This window comes from Pseudomonas sp. PAMC 25886, from assembly GCF_000242655.1.
GTDB lineage: Bacteria > Pseudomonadota > Gammaproteobacteria > Pseudomonadales > Pseudomonadaceae > Aquipseudomonas.
The window spans coordinates 1-24,440 of the sequence record NZ_AHHC01000062.1 but is presented as its reverse complement, the minus strand read 5'-3'; the positions used below and the strand labels follow the sequence as shown (position 1 = coordinate 24,440).

Genomic DNA, 24,440 nt, shown 5'->3' with positions numbered 1-24,440 from the left:
GCTGATAAACCCCATATTTTATTGGCTTAAACCTGATTTTTAAACGCGCTGCGCACGGTCGCCTCGGCGGTCATATCAAGCGATACGCTTTTTCAGCTTTGTGCTTGCAAAAATGATGTGATACAAAATAAGCCAAGATCGGCATCGCTTTGCGAATACGCCCTATAAGGAATTCTCCATGACCTGCTACAGTCTCGACGGCCTGACTCCGGTGGTCGACCCCACGGCCTACGTTCACCCCTCGGCCGTACTGATCGGCGACGTGATCATCGGCCCCCATTGCTATGTGGGGCCGCTGGCGAGTTTGCGCGGCGACTTCGGGCGCATCGTCCTTGAAGAGGGCGCCAACCTGCAGGACACCTGCGTAATGCACGGCTTCCCGGACAGTGACACGGTGGTTGAGCGCAACGGCCATATCGGCCACGGCGCAGTGCTGCACGGTTGCCGGATCGGCACCGATGCATTGGTGGGCATGAATGCGGTGGTGATGGACAACGCGCGCATTGGCGCTCGCTCGTTCGTCTCGGCGGCGGCCTTTGTCAAAGCCGGTTTCGAATGCCCCGAGCAGTCGTTGGTGATGGGCACACCGGCCAGCGTCAAGCGCAGCCTCAGCGACGAAGAGGTGCACTGGAAGCAAACCGGCACCCGCGAATACCAGCGCCTGGCCCAGCGTTGCCTGGAGCAGATGCACGAATGCGAACCCCTGAGCGCACCGGAAGCCGACCGGCCACGGATCAGCGACAGCGGCCTGCGACCCAAGGGCACGTGAATCGCCTGCATCCTGACGCCGCTAAAAACGGTATATTTTCTCTTTTTGCCTCGGTACGCCCATGTCGTCACTGACACCCCTGAACCAACTGATCACCCGCTTCCAGGAGCAGACGCCGATTCGCGCCAGCTCCCTGATCATCACCTTGTACGGGGACGCCATCGAGCCCCACGGCGGAACGGTGTGGCTGGGCAGCCTGATCCAGTTGCTCGAACCCATCGGCATCAATGAACGGCTGATCCGCACCTCGATCTTCCGCCTGACCAAGGAAGGCTGGCTGACCGCCGAGAAAGTCGGACGCCGCAGCTACTACAGCCTGACCGGTGCCGGGCGTCGTCGTTTCGACAAGGCTTTCAAGCGGGTCTACAGCTCCAGCGTGCCGGCGTGGGATGGTTCGTGGTGCCTGGTGATGCTCACACAGCTGACCCAGGACAAGCGCAAACAGGTGCGTGAAGAGCTGGAGTGGCAAGGTTTTGGTGCGATTGCCCCGACCGTGCTGGCCTGCCCGCGCAGCGACCGCGCCGACGTCAACGCTACCTTGCTCGACCTCGGCGCCCAGGAAGACACCATCGTCTTCGAGACCACGGCGCAGGATGTACTGGCATCCAAGGCCCTGCGGGTGCAGGTGCGCGAGAGCTGGAACATTGAGGAGCTGGCGGCCCATTACAGCGAGTTCATCCAACTGTTCCGACCGCTCTGGCAAGCGCTTCGCGAGCAGGAACAGCTTGCGCCTGCCGACTGTTTCCTGGCACGGGTCCTGCTTATTCATGAATACCGCAAACTGCTGCTGCGCGACCCGCAATTGCCCGACGAATTGCTCCCTGGCGATTGGGAAGGCCGCGCCGCCCGCCAGCTGTGCCGCAATATTTACCGGTTGATCTACGCCAAGGCCGAGGAATGGCTGAACAGCGCGCTGGAAACTGCCGACGGCCCGTTGCCGGACGTTGGCGAGAGTTTTTACCGGCGGTTCGGAGGCCTGAAATAAGGAGCGACGCTGTTCAGGAGAACGGGTGGAGTGATGTGGCGTAGAGAATAAAAATAAGCCTGCGTGAGGCCTGAACATGATGTCTTCAATTGCACAGCGCTGTGATGGGTTCGACCAATGGATCCATCAGATCAATCAGATCTGCGGCGCGTTTGATGCGCAAATCCTGGGGGATGGTTTTTCCGGGCAGATCCGCGAATACCAGAGCGGCGCGCTGAAGCTCAGCTTTGTCGACGCCTGTCAGGCGCGGCTGTTTCGTACCCCCACGCAAATCGCGGCGGGCGAGGGCGGCAAGTACTTTGCGGTGTTCCAGCTCGATGGTACAGCCGGCATGGCCCAGGGCGACAGCAAGGCGCTGTTGAGTGCGGGCGACATCAGCCTGATCGATGCGGCGCACCCCAGTGATTTCACCTACAGCGAGAACTCGCGGCAGTTGTCGCTGATCCTGCCGTCATACCTGGTGGAACAGACCTTGCGCTTCAACCCGGTCAAATGCGGGCACCGCATCGAGGCGACATCGCCGATGGCGATGCTCTCCCGCCAGCTGATTCTGGAAGCGACCCGCCAGGACAACCTGACCTTGCAGGAAAGTGAAGCGACGCTGGAGGCGATCATCAATTTGTTGCGCCCGGCCATCAGCCAGGCGGGCGAAGGTAGCGACGCCCATGAACGGGTGTTTCGCAAGACCCTGGAGTGCATCGACCAACACATTCGCTCCGAAGAGCTGTGCCCGGAGTGGCTGGCGCGGGAGGTGGGGATGTCGGTGCGTGGGCTGTACCGGATCTTTGCGCGCAAGGGTTTGGTGGTGGCGCGGTACATCAAGAACCGGCGGCTGGATTTGTGTGCCGAGTCGCTGCGCCAGTCCAGGGTGGAGGAGAAGCTTTCGGTGCTGGGGTATTCGTGGGGGTTTTCGGATTCCAGCTACTTTTCGACGGCGTTCAAGTCGCGGTTTGGCATTGCGCCGGGTGAGTACCGCAAGCAACACACCTGATCAGGGGATACGCCGATCAAAAATGTGGGAACGGGCTTGCTGTGGTGAGCGGGCTTGCCCCGCGTTGGGCTGCGAAGCAGCCCCATCAATCTGTGGTGAACCCGACGGGGGACAAGCCCCCTCACCACAGCAAGCCCGCTCCCACATTTGGATCGCGTTTCGTTCAGTTGGGCATTCCGTCTTCGATCGCAATCCCTTGGGCACGCATCTCCTTGATCAACCCCGCCCGCGTCCCCGGCAGATTGAGCATTGCCTTCTGCCGCAACTCAGTCACCTCCGCCGCGCTATAGGGTTTGTAATCCACCGGCGTGCTCTTGCCCGCCATCCCGTCCGGGCGCATCAGCCAGTTCAGCAGGTCCGCCAGTTGCCCATCGTTCAGCGCCGACTGTGACATCCCCGGCACGCGCACCAAAAACTCCCGGCCTCCCGGCACCTTCAGAAAGTTGCCGACAAACCCGGTCATCCTCGGCGTGTCGTTCGCCGCCGAGCCCATGCCGCTGCCCAGATGACAGCCGGCACATTGCAGCTGATAGTTGGTCGCCACGCTGTACCCGGCCTGGGCGATGGGCGTTTGCGGCGATTCATTACCTGGTGCGTGCTTCTGGTTCGGATTGGGAATCGCCCGTGCCTGGGCGAGCGGGGCGGCGAAGACACACATCAAGCTCAGCAAAAACAACGTACGCATGACAAGCCTCTTTGCACTGACCTGTGGCGAGGGAGCTTGCTCCCGTTGGGCTGCGCAGCGGCCCCAAGATCTTTGGGAGCGCTTCGCACTCCAGCGGGAGCAAGCTCCCTCGCCACAGGGGTGAGTTAAACCGCGACGCCGCGAATGATCGAGACCGTGCAGTGGTAGATGTGGGATTTGGCCGCCAGGCACCAGTTCACATCGTTGTTGTTGAACGGGCGGTACGCCGGTTCTTCACTGTCGTTACGCGTGCACGCGCACTGGGCGCAGCTTTGCTTACCGCAGCAGTCGTTATAGGAAATGATGTAGTCCTTGCCATCCGCCGGGTTGCGGCAGGTGCCGATCCAGGTCACCTGGGACGCCTCGGTGCCGGGTGGGCAGGACGTCACCGAACCGCCGCAGCAACTGCACAGGAAGCCGTCGATGGAACAGTAGCGCCAGTAGTCGCAGCTGTTCGGGTCGCCCGGGTCACCGGCTTTCGGGTTATCGGCGGCCAGCGCCTTGCTGGTGCGGTCCAGGGGCAGCAGCAGGGGCAAGGCGGCGCCTGCGACCATCAGCGAACCCATGCGGGCCAACAGTTTGCGCCGTGACGTGGTGTCGGCCAGGCGACGGGTCGAGCGCTCGAATAACAGATCCAGCAATTTCATGAGAGTCTCCCTGCCTTAATCAGTGGCTATGGCCGTGGCTGTGGTCGTGGGGCTGCGGCTGGCTGTTGAGGTATTCCTGCAGCGTGGCGCTTTTCAGGTGTTCGACTTCGAACAGGCTGTCCAGGTGCTCGCGGGAATTGACCAGGCCCTTGGCGCGCAAGGTGCCGCTCTTGTCGATCAGCGCGGCATACGGCAGCTTGCCGATCTGGTAGGTCATGCCGACTTCCGGCCCGACCACGTAGGTGATGTCGTCCAGCTTGTGCTCGGTGATCAGTGCTTGCTGGGCTTCCATGTCGCCGTCGCTGATAAACACCACATCAAGGCGGTCAGCCTGCTCCTTGGCGATGGATTTGATCGCCGGCAACAGGGATTTGCAGATCGGGCAGGTCGGCGAGAGGAAGAACAGCAACTGGTTCTTCTCACCGGCATAGCCGAAGTTCACCGGGCGACCCTTACGGTCGGAAGCAGTGACTTGCGGCGCCGGCTCATTCACCGCCACGCCCTTGTCCACCATCAGCGCGCCGGCCGGGGCGATGCGCCCGTGCAGCACACCAATCTGGCGCACCAGGCCCATTACGGCAAACGCCAGTGCCAGCAGCAGGACCCACAGCAGTACGTTGGAAACAATCAGGCCTTCCATTGATCACCTACCAATCAGTTTGAGCAGAAGAGGGGAGTTCGCCAGCAGGCCATCGGCTGCGGCGTAAATCAGCAGCGCGACAGCGCTGGCGGCAACAGTGACGAAGCCGTCGAAAAAACCGAGGTCACGGGCAATCGGCAACACGCTGGCCAGCAGGGCCACGGCCACCAGTGCGCCGTTGCGCAGCAGCAGGATCGGTCGCAACGGCTGCGCCTGATCAGGCCCGGCGCAACCGCAGTCGATGTCCCGGCGACCGCGCCACAGGTTGATGCCAATCGCCGCGGCGTACAGCGCAATCAGGCCGGCGGCACTGAGGGCTGCCCAGGAACGGGTCGCCGGTACCAGCAGCGCAAAGGCAATCACAAGCTCCAGTACCGGAATCACCCGGGCGCCGGGACGGATCACCGCCTCGGGCAGTAACTGGTAGTCCGCCAGTTGCCGGGCAAAGCGTGCCGGTGCGCGCAACTTGTGGGTCGCGGCACTGGCCAGCAACACCGCAATGGCGAGGGCGCTGGCAATGATGAAGATCGGGTCGATATGCATGGCCGAACCTCTTTAGTAGCTCATGATCTGGGTTGCGGTCTTCGCAACCTTGGCCATGCTACCGGTGAGTTTGTTGGTCTTCAGGTCGAAGATCTGCAGGCCGCCTTCGACGTCGGCGCCCAGCAACAGGGGCTTGTCGTCGCCGGTGGCCTGCATGCTCCAGACCGGCGTCGGGGCTTCCAGGGTGGCTATCTTCTTCATGGTCTTGAGGTCGTAGGCCCAGATGATAGTGCTGGGGTCTTCCCACTTCATCGGTTCGTGGTTGTCGTGCATCAGCACGTACAGCCGGTTGAGTTTTGGCGCCACGGCCATCAACTGCCAGCCGCCGGGTGCCCAGCCGGTTTTCTTTTCCGCGTCGGTGGTCAGTGACCAGGACGGCAGGATTTTCGGCGCGTCGCCAGAGAAATCGACGGGGCGGATGGTGCCGGTGGTGGTGGTGAAGTAGTAGGTGTCACCCACATTCACCGCGCGTTCGTTGAGCTTCTCGGCGTTGGGGTCGAAGAAGTGCGTGCGGTTGCGTGAGGTTTCCTGGCCCTGGTCGTTGAGGGTGACCACTTGCAGGCTGCCGTCGCCGCACAATGAGGCGAAGCGGCGAGTGCCGACCGGGTAATTGAGCACGCAGCCCGGGATCGCGATTTCGGCGGTGACGGCGCGGGACTGGGTGTCGACCACGGTGACCGACGTCGACGGGGTGAAGTTGTAGACGTAGACGAAGCGGTCATCGCCGCTGGTTTTCAGGCCGTAGCGCTGGGTCAGGGATTCGGCGCGTTTGTTCGGGATCAGCACTTCCCACGACGGCGACAGGCTGGAGCTGTCCCAGGCGGTCAGCACGTCGGTGCGATCGCCACGGGTGCCGCGGGAATAGTAGATATCGGCGCTGTACAGGGTCTTCTGGTCGTGGCTCAGGGCCGAGGGGGCGGCGAAGCCTGTGGGCACCATGCCGAGGACGCGCTTTTTGTCGGGGTCGACGACGGTGACACGGCCGACCACGAAGCTTTCGAACTCGACGTCTACCACGAAGGCGCGGTGGGCTTCCGGCGGGAAGGCCAGGGTGGTCTGGCCGATGGTGTCTGGCGGTAAATCCGCCTGGGCGCTGTTCAAGCCGAGTACAAGCAGGCCCAGACCCAGCGCTGACTGTACGTTGATCCTGTTGCTTCGCATTAGGGGCACTCCCTGAATTATTGTGTTTTGCTAATCGCGGGTGCTTTGGCAGATTCTTGCAAGTGGATTCTGCCTTGTGGGGGGATTGCAAGAATTGTTGTGGCTGCCAAGTGGTTGTGTGTCTGTGCCAATGGTTTGGGGTGGGGTGTATATCCGTTATTTGGGTGATGGCTGATATCGGTTCCGCTCTTACAGCGGGTCACTTTTGAAAGGAGCCGGAATGCCGGCCCAGCCAAAAGTAACCAAAAGGCTCTTGCCCCACCACTCGGCACCTCGCTTAGGCTCGGTGTGCCCTCACTCCGGCTTTGGAGCGTGGGCCGCCGCGATGGGCCATCCTTGGCCCAGCGCGGCTAACCCGGCGTCCTGCCGGGTTACCCACGCTCCAAAGCCTGCGTTCGGCCAGCGTGGTTTAACGGGGCGCCTAAGATCAAGATCAAAAGCAGATCAACAGCACAGCGGCCTACAGGCCGGCTTGAGTGGTGTGAAGCAAAGGCAAGATCAAAATCTAAAGCCAGAGCGGGCACGGTCAAATGTGGGAGCTGGCTTGCCTGCGATGCAGACAACTCGGTACATCAGACACACCGAGGTGATGCCATCGCCGGCAAGCCAGCTCCCACAGAAAAGCAGAGCCGCAGCAGTTTCAGATTTGGTTTTCGCTTTGGCTTTTGCTGTGGCTTTTGCTCTGGCTTCTACCACTCAAGCCGGCCTGTAGGCCGCTGTGCTCTTGCTTTTGATTTTGATCTGGCTCTGACTGCCCCAATAAGCCCGAGGCCGAACGCAGGGATTGAGGAGCGGGTAAACCGGCAGGACGCCGGTTTAGCCGCGACGGGGCAGGGACGCCCCGTCGCGGCGGCCCGCGGAGCAATGCCGGAGTGAGGGAACACCGAGCCTAGGCGAGGTGCCGACAGGCGGGGCAGAGCGCTTTGGTTACTTTGCCGCTTTTGCAAAGTGACTCGCTGTAAGAGCGAAACCCTAAGCCGCCGTTACCCAACTAACGGATATGCCCCCAATCTCACGCCCCCACCAACGGCAGCGAAAAACTGAAAACCGCCCCACACGGCTCAAGATTCTGCGCCCAGATATCCCCATGATGCCGACCAATAATATTCTTGCACAACGCCAACCCAATCCCGTTACCACCCACCTTCGACGAAAAGAACCCGTCAAAGATTTTCTCCCGCGCCACCGCCTGAATCCCACGCCCACAATCCTCGACACTCAACCGCGCCACGCCTCCATCCCGACAGGCATGCAACCGCAGCACCCGACGCTCAAGGGGCAGCTCGCTCATCTCTTCGATGGCATTGAACGCCAGGTTCAGAATCACCTGTCCAATCAACACTCTCTCGCACTGCACCATCAGCGGCTCCGCGCTCGGGATGATCTCCAGCCGCACCTGGCCGGGCTCGGCCCGCAGGCTGATGAAGTACTGGGTCTCGTGCAGCAACTCATTCAAGTCCACCAACTCGGCGCTCTGCTCCAGCTTGACCACGTAATCACGCACACTCTTGATGATCAATGAAGCGTGCTCCACCTGCCGCACGGCACTTTGCAGCCCCCAGTTCACACCCTGGTCGGCACTGTGGGTATCACCCAGGCGAATCAACACCCCTTCGATAAAATTGCGGGTGGCCGCCAGCGGCTGGCTCAGCTCATGGGCAATCGCCACAGCCATCTCGCCCATGGCGTTATAGCGCGCCAGATATTCAAGCTGTTGCTCGCTGACACGCCGGGCTTCCTCAGCGCGGATCAGGTCGCGCTTGACCTTGTCCTCCCGGGAAATATCGCGGAACTGCACCATCAGCACATCGCGCCCGTCCAGGTGCACCAGCGTCGCAACAGCTTCCGAAAGAATCTCCACACCGGCCTTGGAGCGGTAACACCATTCGATGGTGCGCTGGCCGCTGCGGGCCGCGCGTTCCAGCCAGCGCAGGCCGATGGACCGCTTGTACTTCGGCGCATCGCGGGTCATGTCCGGGGCTTTCAGCGGGATCAGTTCTTCCAGGGTAAAACCCAGTGCCGACAGCGCGGCGGTGTTGGCCCAGAGGATGTCCTTGCTCTGCGCATCATGAAGGATGGTGCAGATCGGCATGGCTTCGATCAGGGTCTGGAAATCATGGTGATTGGGTTGGTACATCGCGTAGCCCTTGGCGGTGGAGGGGACGACTACAGTGGCAAGTTATACCGGTTTGCCTGCGCGGGCACGCTCAGAAGTTATCGGGGGCGCACTAGGGGATTTCTTTAGCCGGGGGGCGGCACGCCCCAATAGTTGACGGCGGATGGGCTTTTTACACTGGACCCATCAACGCCGGCCACGGCGTCCATAACAACGACAACGGAGAAAGCCCATGCTGCGTTCGGCCCTCGTGCAACCAGACGCTTTACCCGACGTGCAGCCCGCGCTGTTCCAGCAGGTGCTGGACGAGGTGCGCCAGCGCCGCGATGAGTTCGATGCCGGCTCCCATGTGCCACGGGACATGATCGAACGCTTCAAGCAGGTGGGCATCTACCGGGCCGCCACGCCGCGTTGTTTCGGCGGCGATGCCCTGGCCCCGGCGACGTTTTTGCAGATGATCGAGCGCATTGCCGAAGCCGACGGTTCGGCCGGCTGGGTCGCCAGTTTCGGCAGCGCCGGGGTGTACCTGGCAGCCTTGCCCAAGGAGACCCTCGCCGAGCTGTATGCCGACAGCCCCGACCTGGTGTTTGCCGGTGGATTGTTCCCGTTGCAGCCGGCAGAAACCGTCGACGGCGGCTGGCAGGTCAACGGCACCTGGAAGTTTGCCAGCGGCTGCAAAGGCGCCGATCTGCTGGGCGTAGGCATCGGTGCCGCGGGCGGCAAGCCACGCACCGCCGTGTTCAAGCCAGCCCAGGTGGAAATCATCGAAAACTGGGACGTGGTCGGCCTCAAGGGCACCGGCAGCCATGACCTGCGTGTCACCGACCAATACGTCGACGAGCGCTGGACGTTCATCCGTGGTGGCGCCGCCACCGTCGACGAGCCGCTGTTCCGTTACCCGTCGATCGCCTACGCCGCCCAGGTGCTGGCGGTGGTCAACCTGGGCCTGGCCCGGGCCGCCCTCGATGAAATCAGCGCCATGGCCAGCGGCAGCGGCATCACCGGCGCGCCGAAGCTGGCGGACCGCGCCTACGTGCGCATCGAAATCGCCAAGGCCGAAGCCCGGCTGAGCGCCGCCCGTGGCTTCTTCTACGGCGCCACCGAACAAGTGTGGAACTCGATCCTCGCCGGCAACCCGGTCACGCCCGAGCAGACCAGCCTACTGCGCCTGACCGCCATACATGTGTCCCAGGCCGGCGCCGCCGTGGTGCAGAGCGCCTACAGCCTGGCGGGCACCACCGCGATTTACCTGCGCCACCCGCTGCAACGCTACCTGCGCGACGCCATGGTGGTTACCCAGCACGCCTTCCTCAGCGAAGGCCTGTACGACGGCGCGGGCTCGGTGTTCCTCGGCGTTCCGCCATTCCCTGGCTACATCTGACTTTCAAGGATCAACCCATGTCCCAAGCCACTCAAGAACCGCTGCGCGTTGTGTTTTGCATCGGCATCACCCAGAACTTTTTCGACCTGCCGACCGGCGAAGGCCTGAGCGTGTGGAAAGGCTTCAGCCAGATGATGGGCGACCTCGGCGCCATGCCGGGCATCAACGTGCTCGGGGCGATGGATGACGACCGCTTGATGGTCGGCCCGTCGACCACCTCGCCGTGGACCGTCTACATCATGGCCGACGTGGATTGCCACCAGTCGGTGATTGACGCCTGCAACCTGTTTCGCACCACGCCGGTGGGTGAATACAGCCTGTGGCGCTACGCCAGGATCGAGGCGCGTATCGGCCGCCCGCTGACCATCCCCGACGCGGCCAGGGTGTGAGCCATGGACCTGTTGCAGCGTCTTGAAACCCTTGAAGGGGAGAGCCAGGTCCGGCGCTTGATGGCGCGCTACATGGACCTGTGCGACGTGCCCCGGGCGGCGATGAACGTCCGCGAGTTGGCCGGGTTGTTCAGTGTGGATGCGGTCTGGGAAGGCATTGGCACAACGACTGTGCAAACCTTCGGCCAGCACTGGGGGCGCGACGCGGTGGCGGCGTTTGTCGGCAGCTACCTGCCGCCGTCCGAGCACTTCGCGCTGAACCTGCATTACCTCACCAGCGAGTCGATCCAGGTGGACGGCAGCACGGCTGCGGGTCAGTGGATCATGCAGCAGATTTCCACCTACGCCGACCAGCGCAGCGAGTTGTTCGGCACGCGGCTGAACATCGATTTTCGTCGCGTCGATGGCACCTGGCTGATCGCGCATTTCCGTACGCAGCGCCTGTTCAATACCGTTTTGGGGGTGAACCCATGAGTACCTTCGTCAGCGAATTTTTACTCGGTGGCAGCGGTAAACGCGTGGCCATCAAGGATTCCATCGACATCGCCGGGCACCCGACCCGTTCCGGCAGCCGTGCCTTTGCCGACGCATCGCCCGCGACCCGGCATGCGGACGTGGTGCAGTTGGCGCTCGACGCCGGCTGGCAGATCGTCGGCAAGACCAACCTGCATGAACTGGCGTTTGGCGTCACCGGTATCAACGACTGGAGTGGTACGCCGATCAATCCCCAGGCGCCTGACCGGGTGCCGGGCGGTTCGTCCAGCGGTTCGGCGGCGGCGGTTGCGGCAGGCCTGGCGGATATCGCCATCGGCACCGACACCGGCGGCTCAGTGCGGGTGCCGGCGGCGTGCTGCGGGATTGCCGGGTTGAAACCGACTTACGGGCGAGTCAGCCGGGTGGGCGCCCAACCGGCAATGTCCAGCCTCGACTGTGTCGGGCCGTTTGCCGCGAACATGCAGGACCTGATTGAAGCGATGCAGGTGATTTGCCCGGGCTTCGAGCCGCAGGCTGTACCGACTGGCAGTGCTCATGTGGGCTTTCTGGATGTGGCCTGTGAGCCCTGGCTGAAGGCGAGCCTGATGGCCGCCGTCGACGCTGCCGGCTGGCGTCAACAACGCTTGCACCTGGACGATTTCAACGCGGCGTTCGGCGCCGGCCTGACGGTGATCAACGTCGAAAACTGGGCGGCCTTCGGTCATCTCACCGGCAAGGGCCTGATCGGTGCCGACGTCGAACAACGCCTGCTCGCCGCCAGCCGCACCAGCGCCGCTGATTTGGCCCAGGCCGAAGCCGTACGTACCCGTTTCAGTCACCAGGTGGATGCCGCGCTCGAAACGTTTTCCGTGTTGCTGTTGCCGACCCTGCCAGACCTGCCACCGACCCTGGCCGAAGCCCGCAACGGCAGCCAGGCCGTGGCCGGCATGACGCCGCTGGTGCGGCCCTTCAACCTCAGCGGCCACCCGGCGCTGACGGTGCCGGTCACCCTGGTCGACAGCGGGCTGAAGGTGGGCCTGCAGATTGTCGGCCGCAAGGGCCAGGACGAATGGGTGTGTGCCCTCGGCGCACAACTGCAGCAGAGCATCACGGCTCACCAATAAGAACAACGCCTTGAGGAGGGCTCCATGAGTACCCATGAATACCGGCTGATTGCCAAATCCAAGAGCCTCGACGAACTGGTCAGGCACGACCGCGTCGATGTCTCGCTGTACAACGACCCGGCGCTGTTCGAAGCCGAACTGGAAAAGATCTTCTACCGCACCTGGGTCTGGGTCGCCCATGAAAGCGAAGTGCGCAACAGCGGTGACTTCAAGACCGCCACCATCGGCCGCCGCCCGGTGATCGTGGTGCGCGACAAGAAAGGCGCGATCAACGTGCTGGAGAACCGTTGCCGCCACCGTGGCGCCACGGTCTGCGAAAAGCACAAGGGCAACGCCACCGGCTTCACCTGCCCGTATCACAGCTGGTCCTATGGTTTGGACGGCAAGCTGCGGGCGCTTCCGTACCCGGATGGCTACGAAGGCATCCTGGAGAAATCCGAGTTGCCCCTGACCAGCCTGCGGGTCGACAGCTACGCCGGGATGGTATTTGCCAGCTACAACGACGACATCGAGCCATTGGCCGACTTCCTCGGCGGCGCCAAACACTGGATGGACCTGTTCATGAAGCAGGGCGCCGGCTACCCGATCAAGACCCAGGGCGAACACAAATTCAGCTTCAAGGGCAACTGGAAGATCCAGCTGGAAAATACCACCGACGGCTATCACTTCCCCATCGTGCACAAGTCGTTCATGTCGTCGGTGGATGCCGAAACTTCGGAAATGCTTTCGTTCATGACCGACGAGCAAGCCGTCACCCATTCCCTGGGCAATGGCCACAGCGTGATGGTGATGGTGCCCGAGCATGTCGACCTGGACCACGATGACGGTACCGAGCCGTTGCAGGAGCGCTTCGCCCACGTCACCGAAGAACTGTCGAAAACCATGGAGCCGGCGCAGGTGCGGCGCATCGTGCGTTCACTGCATGGCGCCGGGTTCAACCTCAACCTGTTTCCCAACGTCGCCATGTCGATGTCGTTCTTCCGGGTGCTGCGGCCGGTGTCGGTCACCGAGACCGAAATCCGCCACGTTGCCCTCGGCATGGACGGCGGCCCGCAGATTGCCAACCGTGAGCGCCTGCGCATCCACGAACACTTCCAGGGCCCGTTCGGCTTTGGCAGCCCCGATGACGCCGAGGCCTGGGACCGGGTGCAACGCGGTTCGTATGCCGGCGTGGACGCGCCGATCCTGGTCAACCGCGGCCTGAACCGCGAAGTGCTGGCCGACAACGGCGACAAGGTCTCCCACGCCACCGATGAAGGCGGCATGCGCGGGGCCTATGACATGTGGAAAAGGATGATGAGCCAATGAACACGCTGACTGGTTTTACTGCACCGCTGGCCCAGGCCATCGAATTCATCTGGCGTGAAGCCGAACTGCTGGACCACAAGGACTATGTGCAATGGGCGGCGTTGTGGAGCGAGAGCGGGCGCTATGTCGTGCCGATCGACCCGGACACCGACGATTTTGAAGCCAGCCTCAACTACGCCTACGACGACGCGCGCCTGCGTGATTTGCGGATTGAGCGGCTGACGGCGGGGTATTCGCCGTCGGCGGTGGATGCGGCGAAAACCGTGCGCAGCGTGTCGCGATTTACGCTGGTGGAAGCGGCGGGAGAGGTGGTGGAGGTCAACTGCGCGCAGTTGCTTTATGCCTACAAGCGCGGGGTGCACACGCCGTTCGTGGCCGACCTGAACTACCGCATTCGCTTCAGCGCCGGCACGGCGACCCTGGAGCGCAAGGTGGTGCGGCTGATCAACTCCACCGACAGCCTGAGTGCACTCGGCTTTCTGTTGTAAGCAAGATCCAAACAACGACACAAAACCAATGTGGGAGCGGGCTTGCTGTGGTGAGCGGGCTTGCTGTGGTGAGCGGGCTTGCCCCGCGCTGGGCTGCGAAGCAGCCCCATCAATCTGTGGTGAACCCGACGGGGGACAACCCCCCTCACCACAGCAAGCACGCTCCCACAGTTGAGATGAGGACATCCTGATGAACCGAATCGCGCTTGTAACCGGCGCCTCCCGTGGCCTCGGCGAATGCATCGCCCGGCGCCTGCACGCCGCCGGCTACCGCGTGGGCCTGGCAGATGTGCGCCTGGACGGCGTGCAGCGGCTGGCTTCTGAACTCGACAACAGCGGCGAAACCGCCGTCGCTATCGAGCTGGATGTGCGCAACAAAACCGATTTTATCCGCGCCCGGGATCTGCTGTCGGAGCGCTGGGGCGGCACCGATATCCTGGTGAACAACGCCGGGGTGTCGAAAGTCGCGGCGCTGATGGACATCACGCCCGAGGAGTTCGACGAGTCGATGGCGATCAACCTGCGGGGCACGTTCGTGGCCTGCCAGGTGTTCGGCGCGCACTTCGCCGAGCGGGGGTTTGGGCGCATCGTCAACATCGCCTCCCTGGCCGGCCAGAACGGCGGCACCGCCACCGGCGCGCATTACGCCGCGGCCAAGGGCGGCGTGGCCACGCTGACCAAGGTCTTCGCCCGTGAACTGGCGCCCCGGGGTGTGACGGTCAACAGCATCTCGCCAGGCCCGCTGGACTTGCCAGTAGTGCGCGAAACCGTGGCCCCGGAGCGCCTGGAGCAGATCCTCAAGATCATCCCCACGGGCACCCTCGGCGACCCGCACACCATCGCCGACACCGTGCTGCTGTTGATTGCCGACCATGCCGCTTCGGTAACGGGTGCGTGCTGGGACATCAACGGTGGCCTGTTCATGCGCTAGTCACCCCTGTGGTGCTTGTCCCCCTTTGGGGTGCGAAGCGCACCCAAGAGAGTGGGCCTGCTGCGCAGGCCAACGGGAGCAAGCTCCCTCGCCACAGGAATAGCGTTCAACCGAAACAACTGTATTCAGGTGCTGCAATGATGAAGGTGAAGATCGAACGCATCGTCGACGAAGCGCTGGATATCCGTTCCTTTCGCCTCGTGCGCAGTGACGGCCAGTCCCTCGACAGTTATGAACCGGGGGCCCATGTGGACCTCACCGGGCCCACCGGCGTCACCCGCCAATATTCCCTGTGCAGCCCGCCCCATGATGGCCGCGCGTACCTGGTGGCGGTGAAGAAGGAAGCGCAATCCCGGGGCGGCTCCCTGGCCCTGCACGAGCAAGTGCAAGAGGGCATGGAGCTGGAGATGGGCGCGCCGCGCAACCTGTTCCGCCTCGACCCCGAAGCGCCGGCCCATGCGCTGTTTGCCGCCGGTATCGGGGTGACGCCGCTGTTGAGCATGGCTTATCGACTGGCCGACAGTGGCCAGCCGTGGCGCCTGCACTATTTTGCACGTTCGGCGCAGTACGCGGCGTTTACCCAGCTGCTGGCCGATACGTTCGGCGAGCATGTGCAGTTTCACTATGGCGTCGAACCGGGCGCACTGGATGCGGCCTTGAGCGGCTGTCTGGAACAGGCCGGTGATGCGGCCCACGTCTACACCTGCGGCCCGGCGCCGTTCATGAACAAGGTGGTGGAAGTCGCCGCGCGCAGCCGTCCCGGGGAGGCGATTCACCTGGAGCACTTCCAGGCCGACCCGGCGGCGAACGCCGGGCCCAGTGGTGGTTTTGAAGTACAGCTGGCCAGCTCCGGCGTGGTGCTACAGATTCCGCCAGATACTAGCCTGGTGGACGTGTTGCAGGCCCACGGTTGCGACATCGACACCGAGTGCCGCGAAGGCATCTGCGGCACCTGCATTGTCGAGGTGCTGGAGGGCGTGCCCGAGCATCGTGACCACTGCCTGTCGACCAAGGAAAAGGCCGCCAACCGGCAGATTTGCGCGTGTGTTTCCCGGGCGGTTTCCGCTCGTCTGGTATTGGATATTTGATCGGCAGTGCCAGTAAGATTGCTTGGACCAAAAAAATAAAAAACGTGAGGCCTTGCGGTCATGATGAGTTCAACGGTGCAACGTAACGAATCGTTCGAGCGTTGGTTACATCAGGTCAATCAGGCCTGTGGACGCTTCGATGCCCGTGCCCTGGGCACGGACTTCTATGGCGAATTGAGCGAGTTCCGCAGCGGCGCGATCAAGCTCAGTGTGGTCGACATGGCCCATGTGCACCTGTATCGCAGCAGCAAGGAAGTCAGCACCGGCAGCGAGGGGCACTACTACGCGGTGTTCCAGTTGCAGGGCAGCGCGCAACTGGAGCAGGGCGACAACCGGGCGCAACTGGGTTGTGGCGACATCGCCCTGATCGACGCCTGCCGCCCCAGCGACATGACCTACCACGACAACGCCCGGCAACTGTCGCTGATCCTGCCGCGCCAGGTGGTGGAGCGTGGTTCGCACTTCAACGCCGTCAACTGCGCGACGCGGATCTCGGCCCACACGCCGTTGGCGGTAATGGCCCGCCAGATGGTGCTCGACGCCCGCCAGCAAAACGACCTGGGCATGCAGGAAAGCGAAGCGGTGCTGGACGCGCTGGTGAGCCTGTTGCTGCCGGGGATCAGTGCGCGGGACAACGGCGTGGACACCCAGGAACGGCAGTTTCGCAAAACCATCGCCTACATCGACGCGCACATCGGCGCCGAAGAACTCTGCCCTGAGCTGATCGCCCGGGAAGTCGGAGTGTCGGTGCGCGGGCTGTACCGGATGTTCTCCAAGCGCGGGCTGGTGGTGGCGCAATACATCAAGCACCGGCGCCTGGATTTCTGCGCCGAAACCCTGCGCCATTCGCCGGCGGAGCAGAAGCTCTCGGCGCTGTGTTATGCCTGGGGCTTCTCCGATTCCAGCTACTTCTCATCGGCGTTCAAGTCGCGCTTCGGCGTGTCGCCGGGGGAGTACCGCAAGCGCTATAGCCATCATTGATGCGTGCCGCTCCCGGACCTGGAATGCATTTTCCTGTGGGAGCCGGGCTTGCCCGCGATGCAGGCCACTCGGTCTGACAGGCACACCGCCGCGATCCCATCGCAGCCTCGCTAAAGCTCGACAGCTCCCACATTGGAATGAGGTCAACTGTGGGAGCTGGCTTGCCTGCGATGCAGGCCACTCGATACCCCAGGCTCACCGCCGCGATCCCTTCGCAGCCTCGCTAAAGCTCGACAGCTCCCACATTCAATCATCGCGCGCTACGGATACAACACCTCGCGGACCAGCATGGCAATGCTGGTCACGCCCATCTTTTCCTTGATCTTGGTGCGGTGCACGTCAACGGTCTTCACACTGATGTTCAGCTCGCGGGCAATCACTTTGCTCGCCTTGCCATCCACCACCAGCATCAACACTTCCCGCTCCCGGCTCGTCAGCAGCGCCAGCTTGCCTTGCAGGTGCTCGCGCTGTTCCTGGTCGGCCTGGGCTTGTACGGCGGTCTTCAGCGCGGCCTGGATACGGTCGATCATCTGTTGCGGGTTATAGGGCTTCTCGACGAAGTCCAGCGCGCCGTTTTTCATCGCGGTGACCGACATCGGGATGTCGCCGTGGGCCGACACGAAGATCGTCGGCAGGGTGCTGCCGCGCCGGTTGAGGATCTCCTGCAACTGAAAGCCGCTGGTCTGCGGCATGCGCACATCCAGCACCAGGCACGCGGGTTGGCGCGGGTCGTAGTGTTCGAGGAACTCTTCGGCCCCGGCGAAGCATTGCGCCTTTACGCTGACTGACTCCAGCAGCCAGGCCAGTGAGGTACGCAGGTCTTTGTCGTCATCAACGATGTAAACGATCGGTGTGCGATTTTCCATCAGGGACTGCCACGAGAATTTCTAATTATTGTTTTCGCACGCAGGCACGCAGCGGCGGACATTGGCTCATCCAGGGAACCTTGCAAGCAGAATACCCAGTGTGAACGGCCCTGACGATAAAGAAACCACCTAGTCGGCATGGGGATCGTCTGAATGGTCGCGCCGCACGGGGCGTCTTAGTCTTGTGGCATCACCCACGGACCGTAAAGGGGCACCGACATGGCCGACCTGAGCCAGCAGCAAATCGACTTTCGCAACGCCATGGCGCAACTGCCGGCCGCGGTGAACATCATCACCACCAACGGCCCGGGCGGGCGTTGCGGGATCACGGCGAGTGCGGTGTGCTCGGTGACGGATTCGCCCCCCACGGTGTTGGTGTGCGTGAACCGCGGGAGTGCGACCCATGATGTGTTCCGCACCAATGGGCAGTTGTGCGTGAACGTGCTGTGCGGCGAGCAGGAAGAGCTGGCGCGGCATTTTGCCGGGATGACCCAGGTGCCCATGGCGGAACGGTTTGCCTGGGACCTGTGGGACGGCGGCGAGGCAGGCGTGCCGGTGCTGCGGGATGCGCTGGTGCAACTGGAAGGGCGGATCAGTGAATGCAAGGAAGTGGGCTCGCATTCGGTGATGTTCGTGGAGTTGTCGCGGGTCGGGGTACGGGGGCAGGGCGACAGCCTGGTGTACTTCAATCGGCTGTTTCACCGGATTGAACATGCTGGCGCCCATTGCTGAAGGTTTAGGAAATCTAATGTGGGAGCTGGCTTGCTGTGGTGAGCGGGCTTGCCCCGCGTTGGGCTGCGAAGCAGCCCCATCAATCTGTGGTGAACCCGACGGGGGACAAGCCCCCTCACCACAGGACAAGCCCCCTCACCACCGCAAGCCCGCTCCCACATTAGTTTTGTGGTGTCAGCTGTTGGTCAGATGCGAAAGCTGCCCACCAGCTGATTCAATCGTTGCGCCTCCCGCTCAAGCTCGGTACAGGCCTGCAGCGTCGACTGCAGGTTTTCCACCCCGGCCTGGTTCAGCATATTGATTTCGGTAATGTCCACATTCAACGCTTCCACCACCGACGTCTGCTCCTCGGTCGCCGCCGCCACCGACTGGTTGACGTTATCAATCTCGCCAATGCGCAGCGTCACACTGGCCAGCCGCGTGCCCGCCAGGTTGGCAATGCTGACGCTTTCCTCGCTGTGCTGTTGGCTCTCGGTCATGGTGCTGACGGATTCCCGGGCGCCCACTTGCAGCTCTTCGATCATCTGCTGAATTTCCAGCGCCGATTCCTGGGTGCGATAGGCCAGGCTGCGCACCTCATCGGCCACCACCGCAAACCCGCGTCCGGCTTCACCGGCCCGGGCGGCTTCAATGGCGGCGTTCAGCGCCAGCAGGTTGGTCTGTTGGGAGATGCCCTTGATCACTTCGAGGATCTGCCCGATGTTCACCGTCTTGTGATTCAGCGCATCGATATGCACGCACGAGGCACTGATCTTGCCCGACAGTTCATTCATCACCGCAATCGTGCGCTCCACCACCTGGCGCCCATCCTCGGCCTGGTGTCGGGCGCCGGAGGCTTGTTGCGAGGCATCGGAGGCGTTGCGGGCGATTTCCTGGGCTGCGGCCCCCAGCTCATTGATCGCCGCCGCGACGCTGTTGGTGCGGGTGGCCTGTTCGTCGAAGTTGTTCAGCGAGGAGTTCGACGCCAACAACACGCGCTTGACCACCTGGTTGACCCCAAGCCCTGCCGACGACACTTCGCGGATCGACTGGTGGATGCGTTCGACAAAGCGGTTGAACGCACTGGCGAGTTGGCCGATCTCATCCCGGGACTGCACCTCCAGCCGCCGCGTCAGGTCGCCTTCGCCCCGGGAAATATCTTCCATCACCCGGGTCAGGGTTTGCAGCGGGCGGGTAATGCGCAAGGCCGCGTACCAGATCAACAACAAGCCGAGCAGGGCCGAGCCGCCGCCCAGCAGCAGTTCCAGGGCGGTGCTTTTTACCCCTTGGGCGTCCAGTTGCTGTTGCAGAGCGGTGACCGGTGCCAACAGCATCGACTGCGGCACGCCCACCAGCACGCCCCACGGCGCAGCACCGGCGATCGGTGCCAGTGGCTCAAGCAGTTTGATCTGTTGTTGATCGATAAAGGTGTGTGGCTGCCCCTGGCGCAGCGCGTCGAGTATTTGGGCACCGTCCGGCATCACGGTGCTGATTGGCTGCCCCAGGTGGCTGGCATCCTCGCTGTAGGCGGAAATAACCCCCTTGGGGCTGACGATGCTGACTTGCCCGTGGCCGTCGAACAGTTGCCCGGCGCTGGTTTGGCTGGCCTGCTGCAAGGCCGCCAGGTTGATGTCCAGCCCGACCACCGCAATCACCTTGCCGTGTTCCATCAGCGGGAACGCAATGCTGGTCACCAGCTTGCGGCTGCCGGACGCCTCGTCGAAATACGGCTCCAGCACACAGGCTTTGGCGGTGTCGCGGGCGCAGGTGTAGAAGGCGTTGTACGGCGCGCCGCTGGGCCCGGGAGAGGTATTGGCCAAAAGCGCTTCGTCGCCGACCACCGCCGTCAGCTCGCCCGGTGTGGCCTGCACCCAGTACTGGGCGAAACGCCCGGCTTCGTTACTGCCCACGGCCGCCTGGTCGATGAACTGTGCATCGTCGCCGTCCAGGGTATTGGCTTCAAAAATGACATAAATCCCGAGCAGGTCGGGCTTGTCGATCAGGGCCTGGTGCAGTTGGGCATTCAGCTCCTGGCGCAGTTGCGGGCGGGTCAGCTTGCCTTGCTGTTGCAGTTGCCGCAGGTACCGCACATAACGCGACAAGCCCTGGCCGTATTCGTGGGTTTGCATGAAGGTGCGTTGCACCTGCATGGCTTGCACTTGCCCCAGGGCCTGCATGTGTTCCCTGGCGGCGGCGGCGAGCATTTCGCTGCTGGCTTGAGCCACGTGCTGGCTGCTCTGGTGGGTCTGGTACAGCGACAGGCTCATCAGCAAGCCGACTACCAACAACAGGCAGAGGCCGGCGAGCAGGGCGATCTTGCTCTGGATCGTGAGGAATTTCTTGTGCATGGCTAAGGCCTTGGCCAGGCGGGGCGATGGCGGCGCCACCGCCCCGGCCGGGCTTAGAAGTTAGTGGCGAACACCACTTGGCTGTAGAGGTTTTTATCGTGGTTGCCCAGCTGCGTGCCGCCCTGGTCGGCGCTCTTGTCCGGCTGGTACAGGCCAATCAGCGGCATCACCGTCAGGTGTTCGTTGACGTGCCATTCGGCATACAGGTCCAGCTCGTGGCCGTCGTTGTTGCCGAGGTTGCGGTCGATGGTCTTGAAGTCGAATAGCACCGCACCGACGCTGAGGTTTTCCAGGGGCGAGACCTTGAACGTGACGTTCTGGATGCGTGAGTTGTTGTTGAACGGCCCAGCGTAGTTGCCCGCCACTTCACCCTGGAACCAGGTGCCATAACCACGGCTGAAGCCGTAGAACAGTGGGTCGAAACCTTCCGAGAAACGGCTGTAGCGGTAGCTCACGTACGGCGTCCAGGTCACGTCGGCAAAGGTCCAGCCGGCTTCCAGGTACCAGGCGTCTTCGTTGCCGGTGTGGGGTTTGTCCTGCCAGGCGTACTCGCCGGACAGGAACAGGTTGGTCACCCCGGCATTGCCCGTGGCCCGCAGGCTGTAGGTCTTCATGCCGTCGCGCTCCAGCTGGGTGGGGGAGGCGTACTGCTTGTCGACATCGGTGGTGTCGATGTAGGTCAGCCCCACGGTACCTTCGGTGGCCACGTGTTCGAGGGTGGCGACGTACATTTCGGTCTTGGCCTGGGCGCGATTATCGGACTTGAGCCACATCAGGTCGCTGCGCCAGCCTTCCTTGCCGCCGAGGCGCAACACGGCGGTCTCGTCGAAGGCTTTGCGGGCAGCGATGTAGTAACCGCCGCCGCGATTGAGATCGCCATCGGCCACGCCCTTGCCGAAGTTCAAGGCGTCGCCGTCGATCAGGAAGCCGTCGCCGACCACGATGTTCTGGCGGCCGAAGGACAGGTCCACGCCGTTCTCGCCCAGGGCCTCAAACAGCTTGCCCGAGCGCCAGCCGAGGTAGGCGTCTTCGAATTTGGTGGTGCGCTCCGAACCGTCGCTGAAGCCGGCAGCGTCGCCGTCGCCCCAGGTGCCGGAGCTCAGCAGGTTGGCCGCGCCGTAGGTGGTGCCGGCGCCGCTGAAGCTCTTGTCGAAGCTCAGGCCGTACTTGACGTAGCCCTCGCGCCAGGACGAGGAACCTTTGGCCAGGCGGCCGGAGGGGGCGTAGTTCTGCTGGCTGTGGAAGGCACCGAATACCGCCTCCAGGGTGGCGTTCAGGTGACTGCTGTCATCGGCGTACAACTCATAAGCGCCGGCCTGGTTGGCGCCGATCATCAGCGCGAGGGTCGAGAGACGAAGCAAGGGGGACTTGAGCATGGTGTGGCATCCATTCTTGTTCATGACCACAGGGTTGGGGTCTGCCGCGATACTAATGCTGGCGAAGTGACGTGCCTTTTGTCTGGTTGCCAAAGACTTGACTGTGCTTGCCAGAATCCATGGTTTGGCAGCCCCGCCAACACAACTGGCACGCAGGGCAAAACCCGAGCGACCTTGAGCCCTGACAATCGTCGGCAACTTCGATGGTTTCCAAGGTCGCTTTTCTATGTTCACTGCACACAGATTGTCCCTGGCCGGCGTGTTGTCGCTGGTCCTCGCCCACAACGCCTTCGCCGCTGAATGCGGCCCTGACCAGAGCCGTGGCGCCCAGGTGTTCGCCAACGAATGCAGCGTGTGCCACGCGGTCACCCAGGGCGGTGCGACGATGATGGGGCCGAACCTGGCCGGCGTGTACGGGCGCAAATCCGGCTCCCTGGCAGGCTTCAGCTATTCCCAGGCGATGCGTGACAAAAACGTCGAGTGGCAAGCCGAGACCATCGCGCAATTCATCACCCAACCCCAGGCGTTTGTGCCCGGCACCTACATGCCCTACATGGGCCTGGCTTCGGCCGACGATCGCCAAGCGGTCGCCTGCTTTCTCAAAGAACAACAGTGAATACAGGTGAATCATGAGCAACGTTGAAATCCTGCCGCAGGTGGCTGCATTCCTCGACCGTCGTCATGGCTGCTTTATCGATGGCCAGTGGGTGTTTGCCGAAGGCGAGCACATCAAGGTGGTCAACCCGGCCACCGGGCAAACCCTGTGCGAAACCCTGGACGCGCCGCTGCACGTGGTGGAGCAGGCGGTGCAGTCATCCCATGCGGCGTTCAAGTCCCGTGTGTGGTCGGGTTTGCGCCCGGCTGACCGCGAGCGGATCCTGCTCAACTTCACCGCGTTGGTCGAGGCCCATGCCGAAGAGCTGGCGCAGCTGGAAACCTTGAGCCAGGGCAAGTCGATCAACCTGGCGCGGGGGCTGGACTTGAACGCCACCGTGGAGTTCATGCGCTACATGTCGGGTTGGGCCACCAAGATCGAAGGGCAGACCTTTGACGTGTCGATCCCGTTGCCGCCGGGGGCCAGGTTCACCGCGTTCACCAAGCGTGAGCCGGTGGGGGTGGTGGTGGGTATCGTGCCGTGGAACTTCCCGCTGCTGATTGCTGCCTGGAAACTGATGCCGGCCCTGGCCACCGGGTGCACGGTGATCATCAAGCCGGCGATGGAAACGCCGCTGACGGCCATGCGCCTGGCTGAGCTGGCGCTGGAAGCGGGGATTCCGGCGGGGGTGTTCAACGTGGTCACTGGTGGCGGTGCGTCGGTGGGTGGGGTGCTGACGGCGCATCCGCTGGTGAGCAAGGTGTCGTTTACCGGCTCGACTGCGGTGGGCAAGAGCGTGGGTGTGGCGTGCATGGAAAACATGACGCGGTTTGCCCTGGAATTGGGGGGCAAGAATCCGATGATCGTGTTGGCGGATGCGGACATTGATAAGGCGATCCAGGGGGCGATCCTGGGTGGGTTGCTGAACAACGGGCAGGTGTGTGCGGCGGCTTCGCGCTTCTATGTGCATCGTTCGGTGTATGACCGGTTTGTCGAGGGGTTGGCGGCGGCGGTGTCGGCGATGCCGTTGGGGGCCGGGATGGATGGTGAGGCGGCGATTAATCCGTTGGTGTCGCGCAAGCAGCAGCAGGGCGTACTGCGCCATATCGAGCAGGCTCGGGCTGAAGGGGCACGAGTGGTGATCGGTGGCGATGAGGTCGCGGGTGAGGGGTTTTATGTGCGGCCGACGATTTTGGCGGATATCGATCATGGGATGGCGGTGGCCCGGGAGGAGGTGTTTGGGCCGGTGTTGGGGGTGATGGCGTTTGACGATGAGGATGCGGTGATTGCTTTGGCCAACGACAATCGTTATGGGTTGGCGGCGAGCCTTTGGACCAATGATCTGGGTAAGGCGATGAACCTGGTGCCGCGGATCGAGGCGGGGACGGTTTGGGTGAATGCGCATGTGCTGCTGGACCCGGCGATGCCGTTTGGCGGGGTGAAGCAGTCGGGGATGGGGAGGGAGTTTGGGCGGGCGGTGATTGAGGCTTATACCGAGTTGAAGTCGGTGTGTATTGCGCATTGATCGGGTGTATATCCGTTGGTTGGGTAACGGCGGCTTATGGTTTCGCTCTTACAGCGACTCACTTTGGAAAAGCCCCAAAGTAAGCAAAGGGCTCTGCCCCGCCTGTCGGCGCCTCGCTGTGGCTCGGCGTTCCCTCACTCCGGCATTGCTCCGCGGGCCGCCGCGACGGGGCGTCCCTGCCCCGTCGCGGCTAAACCGGCGTCCTGCCGGTTTACCCGCTCCTCAATCCCTGCGTTCGGCCTCGGGCTTATTGGGGCAGTCAGAGCCAGATCAAGATCAAAAGCAAGAGCACAGCGGCCTACAGGCCGGCTTGAGTGG

The 24,440-nt window shown here is 62.8% G+C and carries 23 protein-coding genes and 2 pseudogenes; 15 read left to right on the top strand and 10 right to left on the bottom strand.

All coding sequences use genetic code 11. The features are described from left to right. Positions 1-178 precede the first annotated feature (178 nt). From paaY to feaR (MUM_RS0120720), 3 genes are all read left to right on the top strand, one after another. Positions 179-769, top strand: coding sequence for a phenylacetic acid degradation protein PaaY (gene paaY / locus MUM_RS0120730; protein WP_010173617.1), 591 nt, complete (start codon positions 179-181; stop codon positions 767-769). Positions 770-830: 61 nt separating this feature from the next. Further along, the gene (gene paaX, locus MUM_RS0120725; protein WP_010173615.1) at positions 831-1,754 is read left to right on the top strand and encodes a phenylacetic acid degradation operon negative regulatory protein PaaX; all 924 of its coding nucleotides are present in this window, start codon (positions 831-833) and stop codon (positions 1,752-1,754) included. A gap of 76 nt (positions 1,755-1,830) precedes the next feature. Then, positions 1,831-2,745, top strand: a complete 915-nt coding sequence (feaR, locus tag MUM_RS0120720; protein WP_010173613.1) for a transcriptional regulator FeaR — start codon at positions 1,831-1,833, stop codon at positions 2,743-2,745. 163 nt (positions 2,746-2,908) lie between these two features. On the opposite strand, the gene MUM_RS0120715 is transcribed toward feaR (MUM_RS0120720), so the two are convergent. From MUM_RS0120715 to MUM_RS0120690, 6 genes are all read right to left on the bottom strand, one after another. After that, positions 2,909-3,430 carry a hypothetical protein gene (locus MUM_RS0120715; protein WP_010173611.1) on the bottom strand — a complete coding sequence of 174 codons (522 nt, stop codon included), beginning with the start codon at positions 3,428-3,430 and terminating at the stop codon, positions 2,909-2,911. Positions 3,431-3,555: 125 nt separating this feature from the next. Further along, on the bottom strand, positions 3,556-4,077 hold the full coding sequence (locus MUM_RS0120710; protein WP_003208877.1) for a methylamine dehydrogenase light chain: 522 nt from the start codon (positions 4,075-4,077) through the stop codon (positions 3,556-3,558). A gap of 19 nt (positions 4,078-4,096) precedes the next feature. After that, complete coding sequence (gene mauD / locus MUM_RS0120705; RefSeq protein WP_010173610.1) at positions 4,097-4,717, bottom strand: methylamine dehydrogenase accessory protein MauD; 621 nt, start codon at positions 4,715-4,717, stop codon at positions 4,097-4,099. Between the two features lie 3 nt (positions 4,718-4,720). Further along, positions 4,721-5,260, bottom strand: coding sequence for a MauE/DoxX family redox-associated membrane protein (locus tag MUM_RS0120700; protein ID WP_010173609.1), 540 nt, complete (start codon positions 5,258-5,260; stop codon positions 4,721-4,723). Between the two features lie 12 nt (positions 5,261-5,272). Further along, positions 5,273-6,421, bottom strand: a complete 1,149-nt coding sequence (locus tag MUM_RS0120695) for an amine dehydrogenase large subunit (protein WP_010173608.1) — start codon at positions 6,419-6,421, stop codon at positions 5,273-5,275. A 1,012-nt stretch (positions 6,422-7,433) separates the two neighbouring features. Continuing rightward, positions 7,434-8,558: a sensor histidine kinase gene (locus MUM_RS0120690; protein WP_010173607.1), complete on the bottom strand. Its 1,125-nt coding sequence runs from the start codon at positions 8,556-8,558 to the stop codon at positions 7,434-7,436. Positions 8,559-8,769: 211 nt separating this feature from the next. On the opposite strand from MUM_RS0120690, the gene MUM_RS0120685 reads away from it, so the two are divergent. The 9 genes from MUM_RS0120685 (at position 8,770) to feaR (MUM_RS0120645) (ending at position 16,701) form a co-directional block, all read left to right on the top strand. Further along, positions 8,770-9,918: an acyl-CoA dehydrogenase family protein gene (locus MUM_RS0120685; protein ID WP_010173606.1), complete on the top strand. Its 1,149-nt coding sequence runs from the start codon at positions 8,770-8,772 to the stop codon at positions 9,916-9,918. 17 nt (positions 9,919-9,935) lie between these two features. Further along, positions 9,936-10,307, top strand: a complete 372-nt coding sequence (locus MUM_RS0120680; RefSeq protein ID WP_010173605.1) for a hypothetical protein — start codon at positions 9,936-9,938, stop codon at positions 10,305-10,307. Positions 10,308-10,310: 3 nt separating this feature from the next. Continuing rightward, positions 10,311-10,781, top strand: coding sequence for a nuclear transport factor 2 family protein (locus tag MUM_RS0120675; RefSeq protein ID WP_010173604.1), 471 nt, complete (start codon positions 10,311-10,313; stop codon positions 10,779-10,781). Then, positions 10,778-11,905: an amidase gene (locus MUM_RS0120670; RefSeq protein ID WP_010173603.1), complete on the top strand. Its 1,128-nt coding sequence runs from the start codon at positions 10,778-10,780 to the stop codon at positions 11,903-11,905. The genes MUM_RS0120675 and MUM_RS0120670 overlap by 4 nt, the downstream gene beginning before the upstream one ends. A 24-nt stretch (positions 11,906-11,929) precedes the next feature. Next, a complete protein-coding gene (locus MUM_RS0120665; RefSeq protein ID WP_010173602.1) occupies positions 11,930-13,213 on the top strand; it encodes an aromatic ring-hydroxylating oxygenase subunit alpha in 1,284 nt (427 codons plus the stop codon). Next, positions 13,210-13,701, top strand: a complete 492-nt coding sequence (locus MUM_RS0120660; RefSeq protein ID WP_010173600.1) for an aromatic-ring-hydroxylating dioxygenase subunit beta — start codon at positions 13,210-13,212, stop codon at positions 13,699-13,701. The genes MUM_RS0120665 and MUM_RS0120660 overlap by 4 nt, the downstream gene beginning before the upstream one ends. Before the next feature lie 190 nt (positions 13,702-13,891). Continuing rightward, entirely contained in the window at positions 13,892-14,632 is a 741-nt protein-coding gene (locus MUM_RS0120655; RefSeq protein WP_010173598.1) for an SDR family NAD(P)-dependent oxidoreductase, read from the top strand. Positions 14,633-14,769: 137 nt separating this feature from the next. After that, positions 14,770-15,720 carry a PDR/VanB family oxidoreductase gene (locus MUM_RS0120650; protein WP_029616032.1) on the top strand — a complete coding sequence of 317 codons (951 nt, stop codon included), beginning with the start codon at positions 14,770-14,772 and terminating at the stop codon, positions 15,718-15,720. Positions 15,721-15,780: 60 nt separating this feature from the next. Next, entirely contained in the window at positions 15,781-16,701 is a 921-nt protein-coding gene (feaR, locus tag MUM_RS0120645; protein ID WP_029616031.1) for a transcriptional regulator FeaR, read from the top strand. A 260-nt stretch (positions 16,702-16,961) separates the two neighbouring features. Here the strand turns inward: feaR (MUM_RS0120645) and MUM_RS0120640 are convergent, their stop codons facing one another. After that, positions 16,962-17,567 carry a response regulator transcription factor gene (locus tag MUM_RS0120640; RefSeq protein WP_010173591.1) on the bottom strand — a complete coding sequence of 202 codons (606 nt, stop codon included), beginning with the start codon at positions 17,565-17,567 and terminating at the stop codon, positions 16,962-16,964. A 219-nt stretch (positions 17,568-17,786) separates the two neighbouring features. Between MUM_RS0120640 and hpaC the strand changes: the two genes are divergently transcribed. Then, positions 17,787-18,299 (top strand): 4-hydroxyphenylacetate 3-monooxygenase, reductase component, encoded by a 513-nt coding sequence (gene hpaC, locus MUM_RS0120635; protein ID WP_003212611.1) that lies wholly within the window; start codon positions 17,787-17,789, stop codon positions 18,297-18,299. Positions 18,300-18,484: 185 nt separating this feature from the next. Here the strand turns inward: hpaC and MUM_RS1000000135085 are convergent. From MUM_RS1000000135085 to MUM_RS0120625, 3 genes and pseudogenes are all read right to left on the bottom strand, one after another. After that, positions 18,485-19,081 (bottom strand): annotated as a pseudogene (locus MUM_RS1000000135085) (methyl-accepting chemotaxis protein); the annotation flags it as partial. Positions 19,082-19,339: 258 nt separating this feature from the next. Further along, a pseudogene (locus tag MUM_RS1000000135080) lies at positions 19,340-20,407 on the bottom strand (HAMP domain-containing protein); the annotation flags it as partial. Between the two features lie 272 nt (positions 20,408-20,679). Then, positions 20,680-22,002, bottom strand: a complete 1,323-nt coding sequence (locus MUM_RS0120625) for a hypothetical protein (RefSeq protein ID WP_010173586.1) — start codon at positions 22,000-22,002, stop codon at positions 20,680-20,682. Between the two features lie 226 nt (positions 22,003-22,228). On the opposite strand from MUM_RS0120625, the gene MUM_RS0120620 reads away from it, so the two are divergent. Together MUM_RS0120620 and MUM_RS0120615 are read left to right on the top strand one after the other, a co-directional pair. Continuing rightward, entirely contained in the window at positions 22,229-22,618 is a 390-nt protein-coding gene (locus MUM_RS0120620; RefSeq protein WP_010173584.1) for a c-type cytochrome, read from the top strand. 13 nt (positions 22,619-22,631) lie between these two features. After that, the gene (locus tag MUM_RS0120615) at positions 22,632-24,122 is read left to right on the top strand and encodes an aldehyde dehydrogenase family protein (RefSeq protein WP_010173581.1); all 1,491 of its coding nucleotides are present in this window, start codon (positions 22,632-22,634) and stop codon (positions 24,120-24,122) included. The last annotated feature ends 318 nt before the right edge of the window (positions 24,123-24,440 follow it).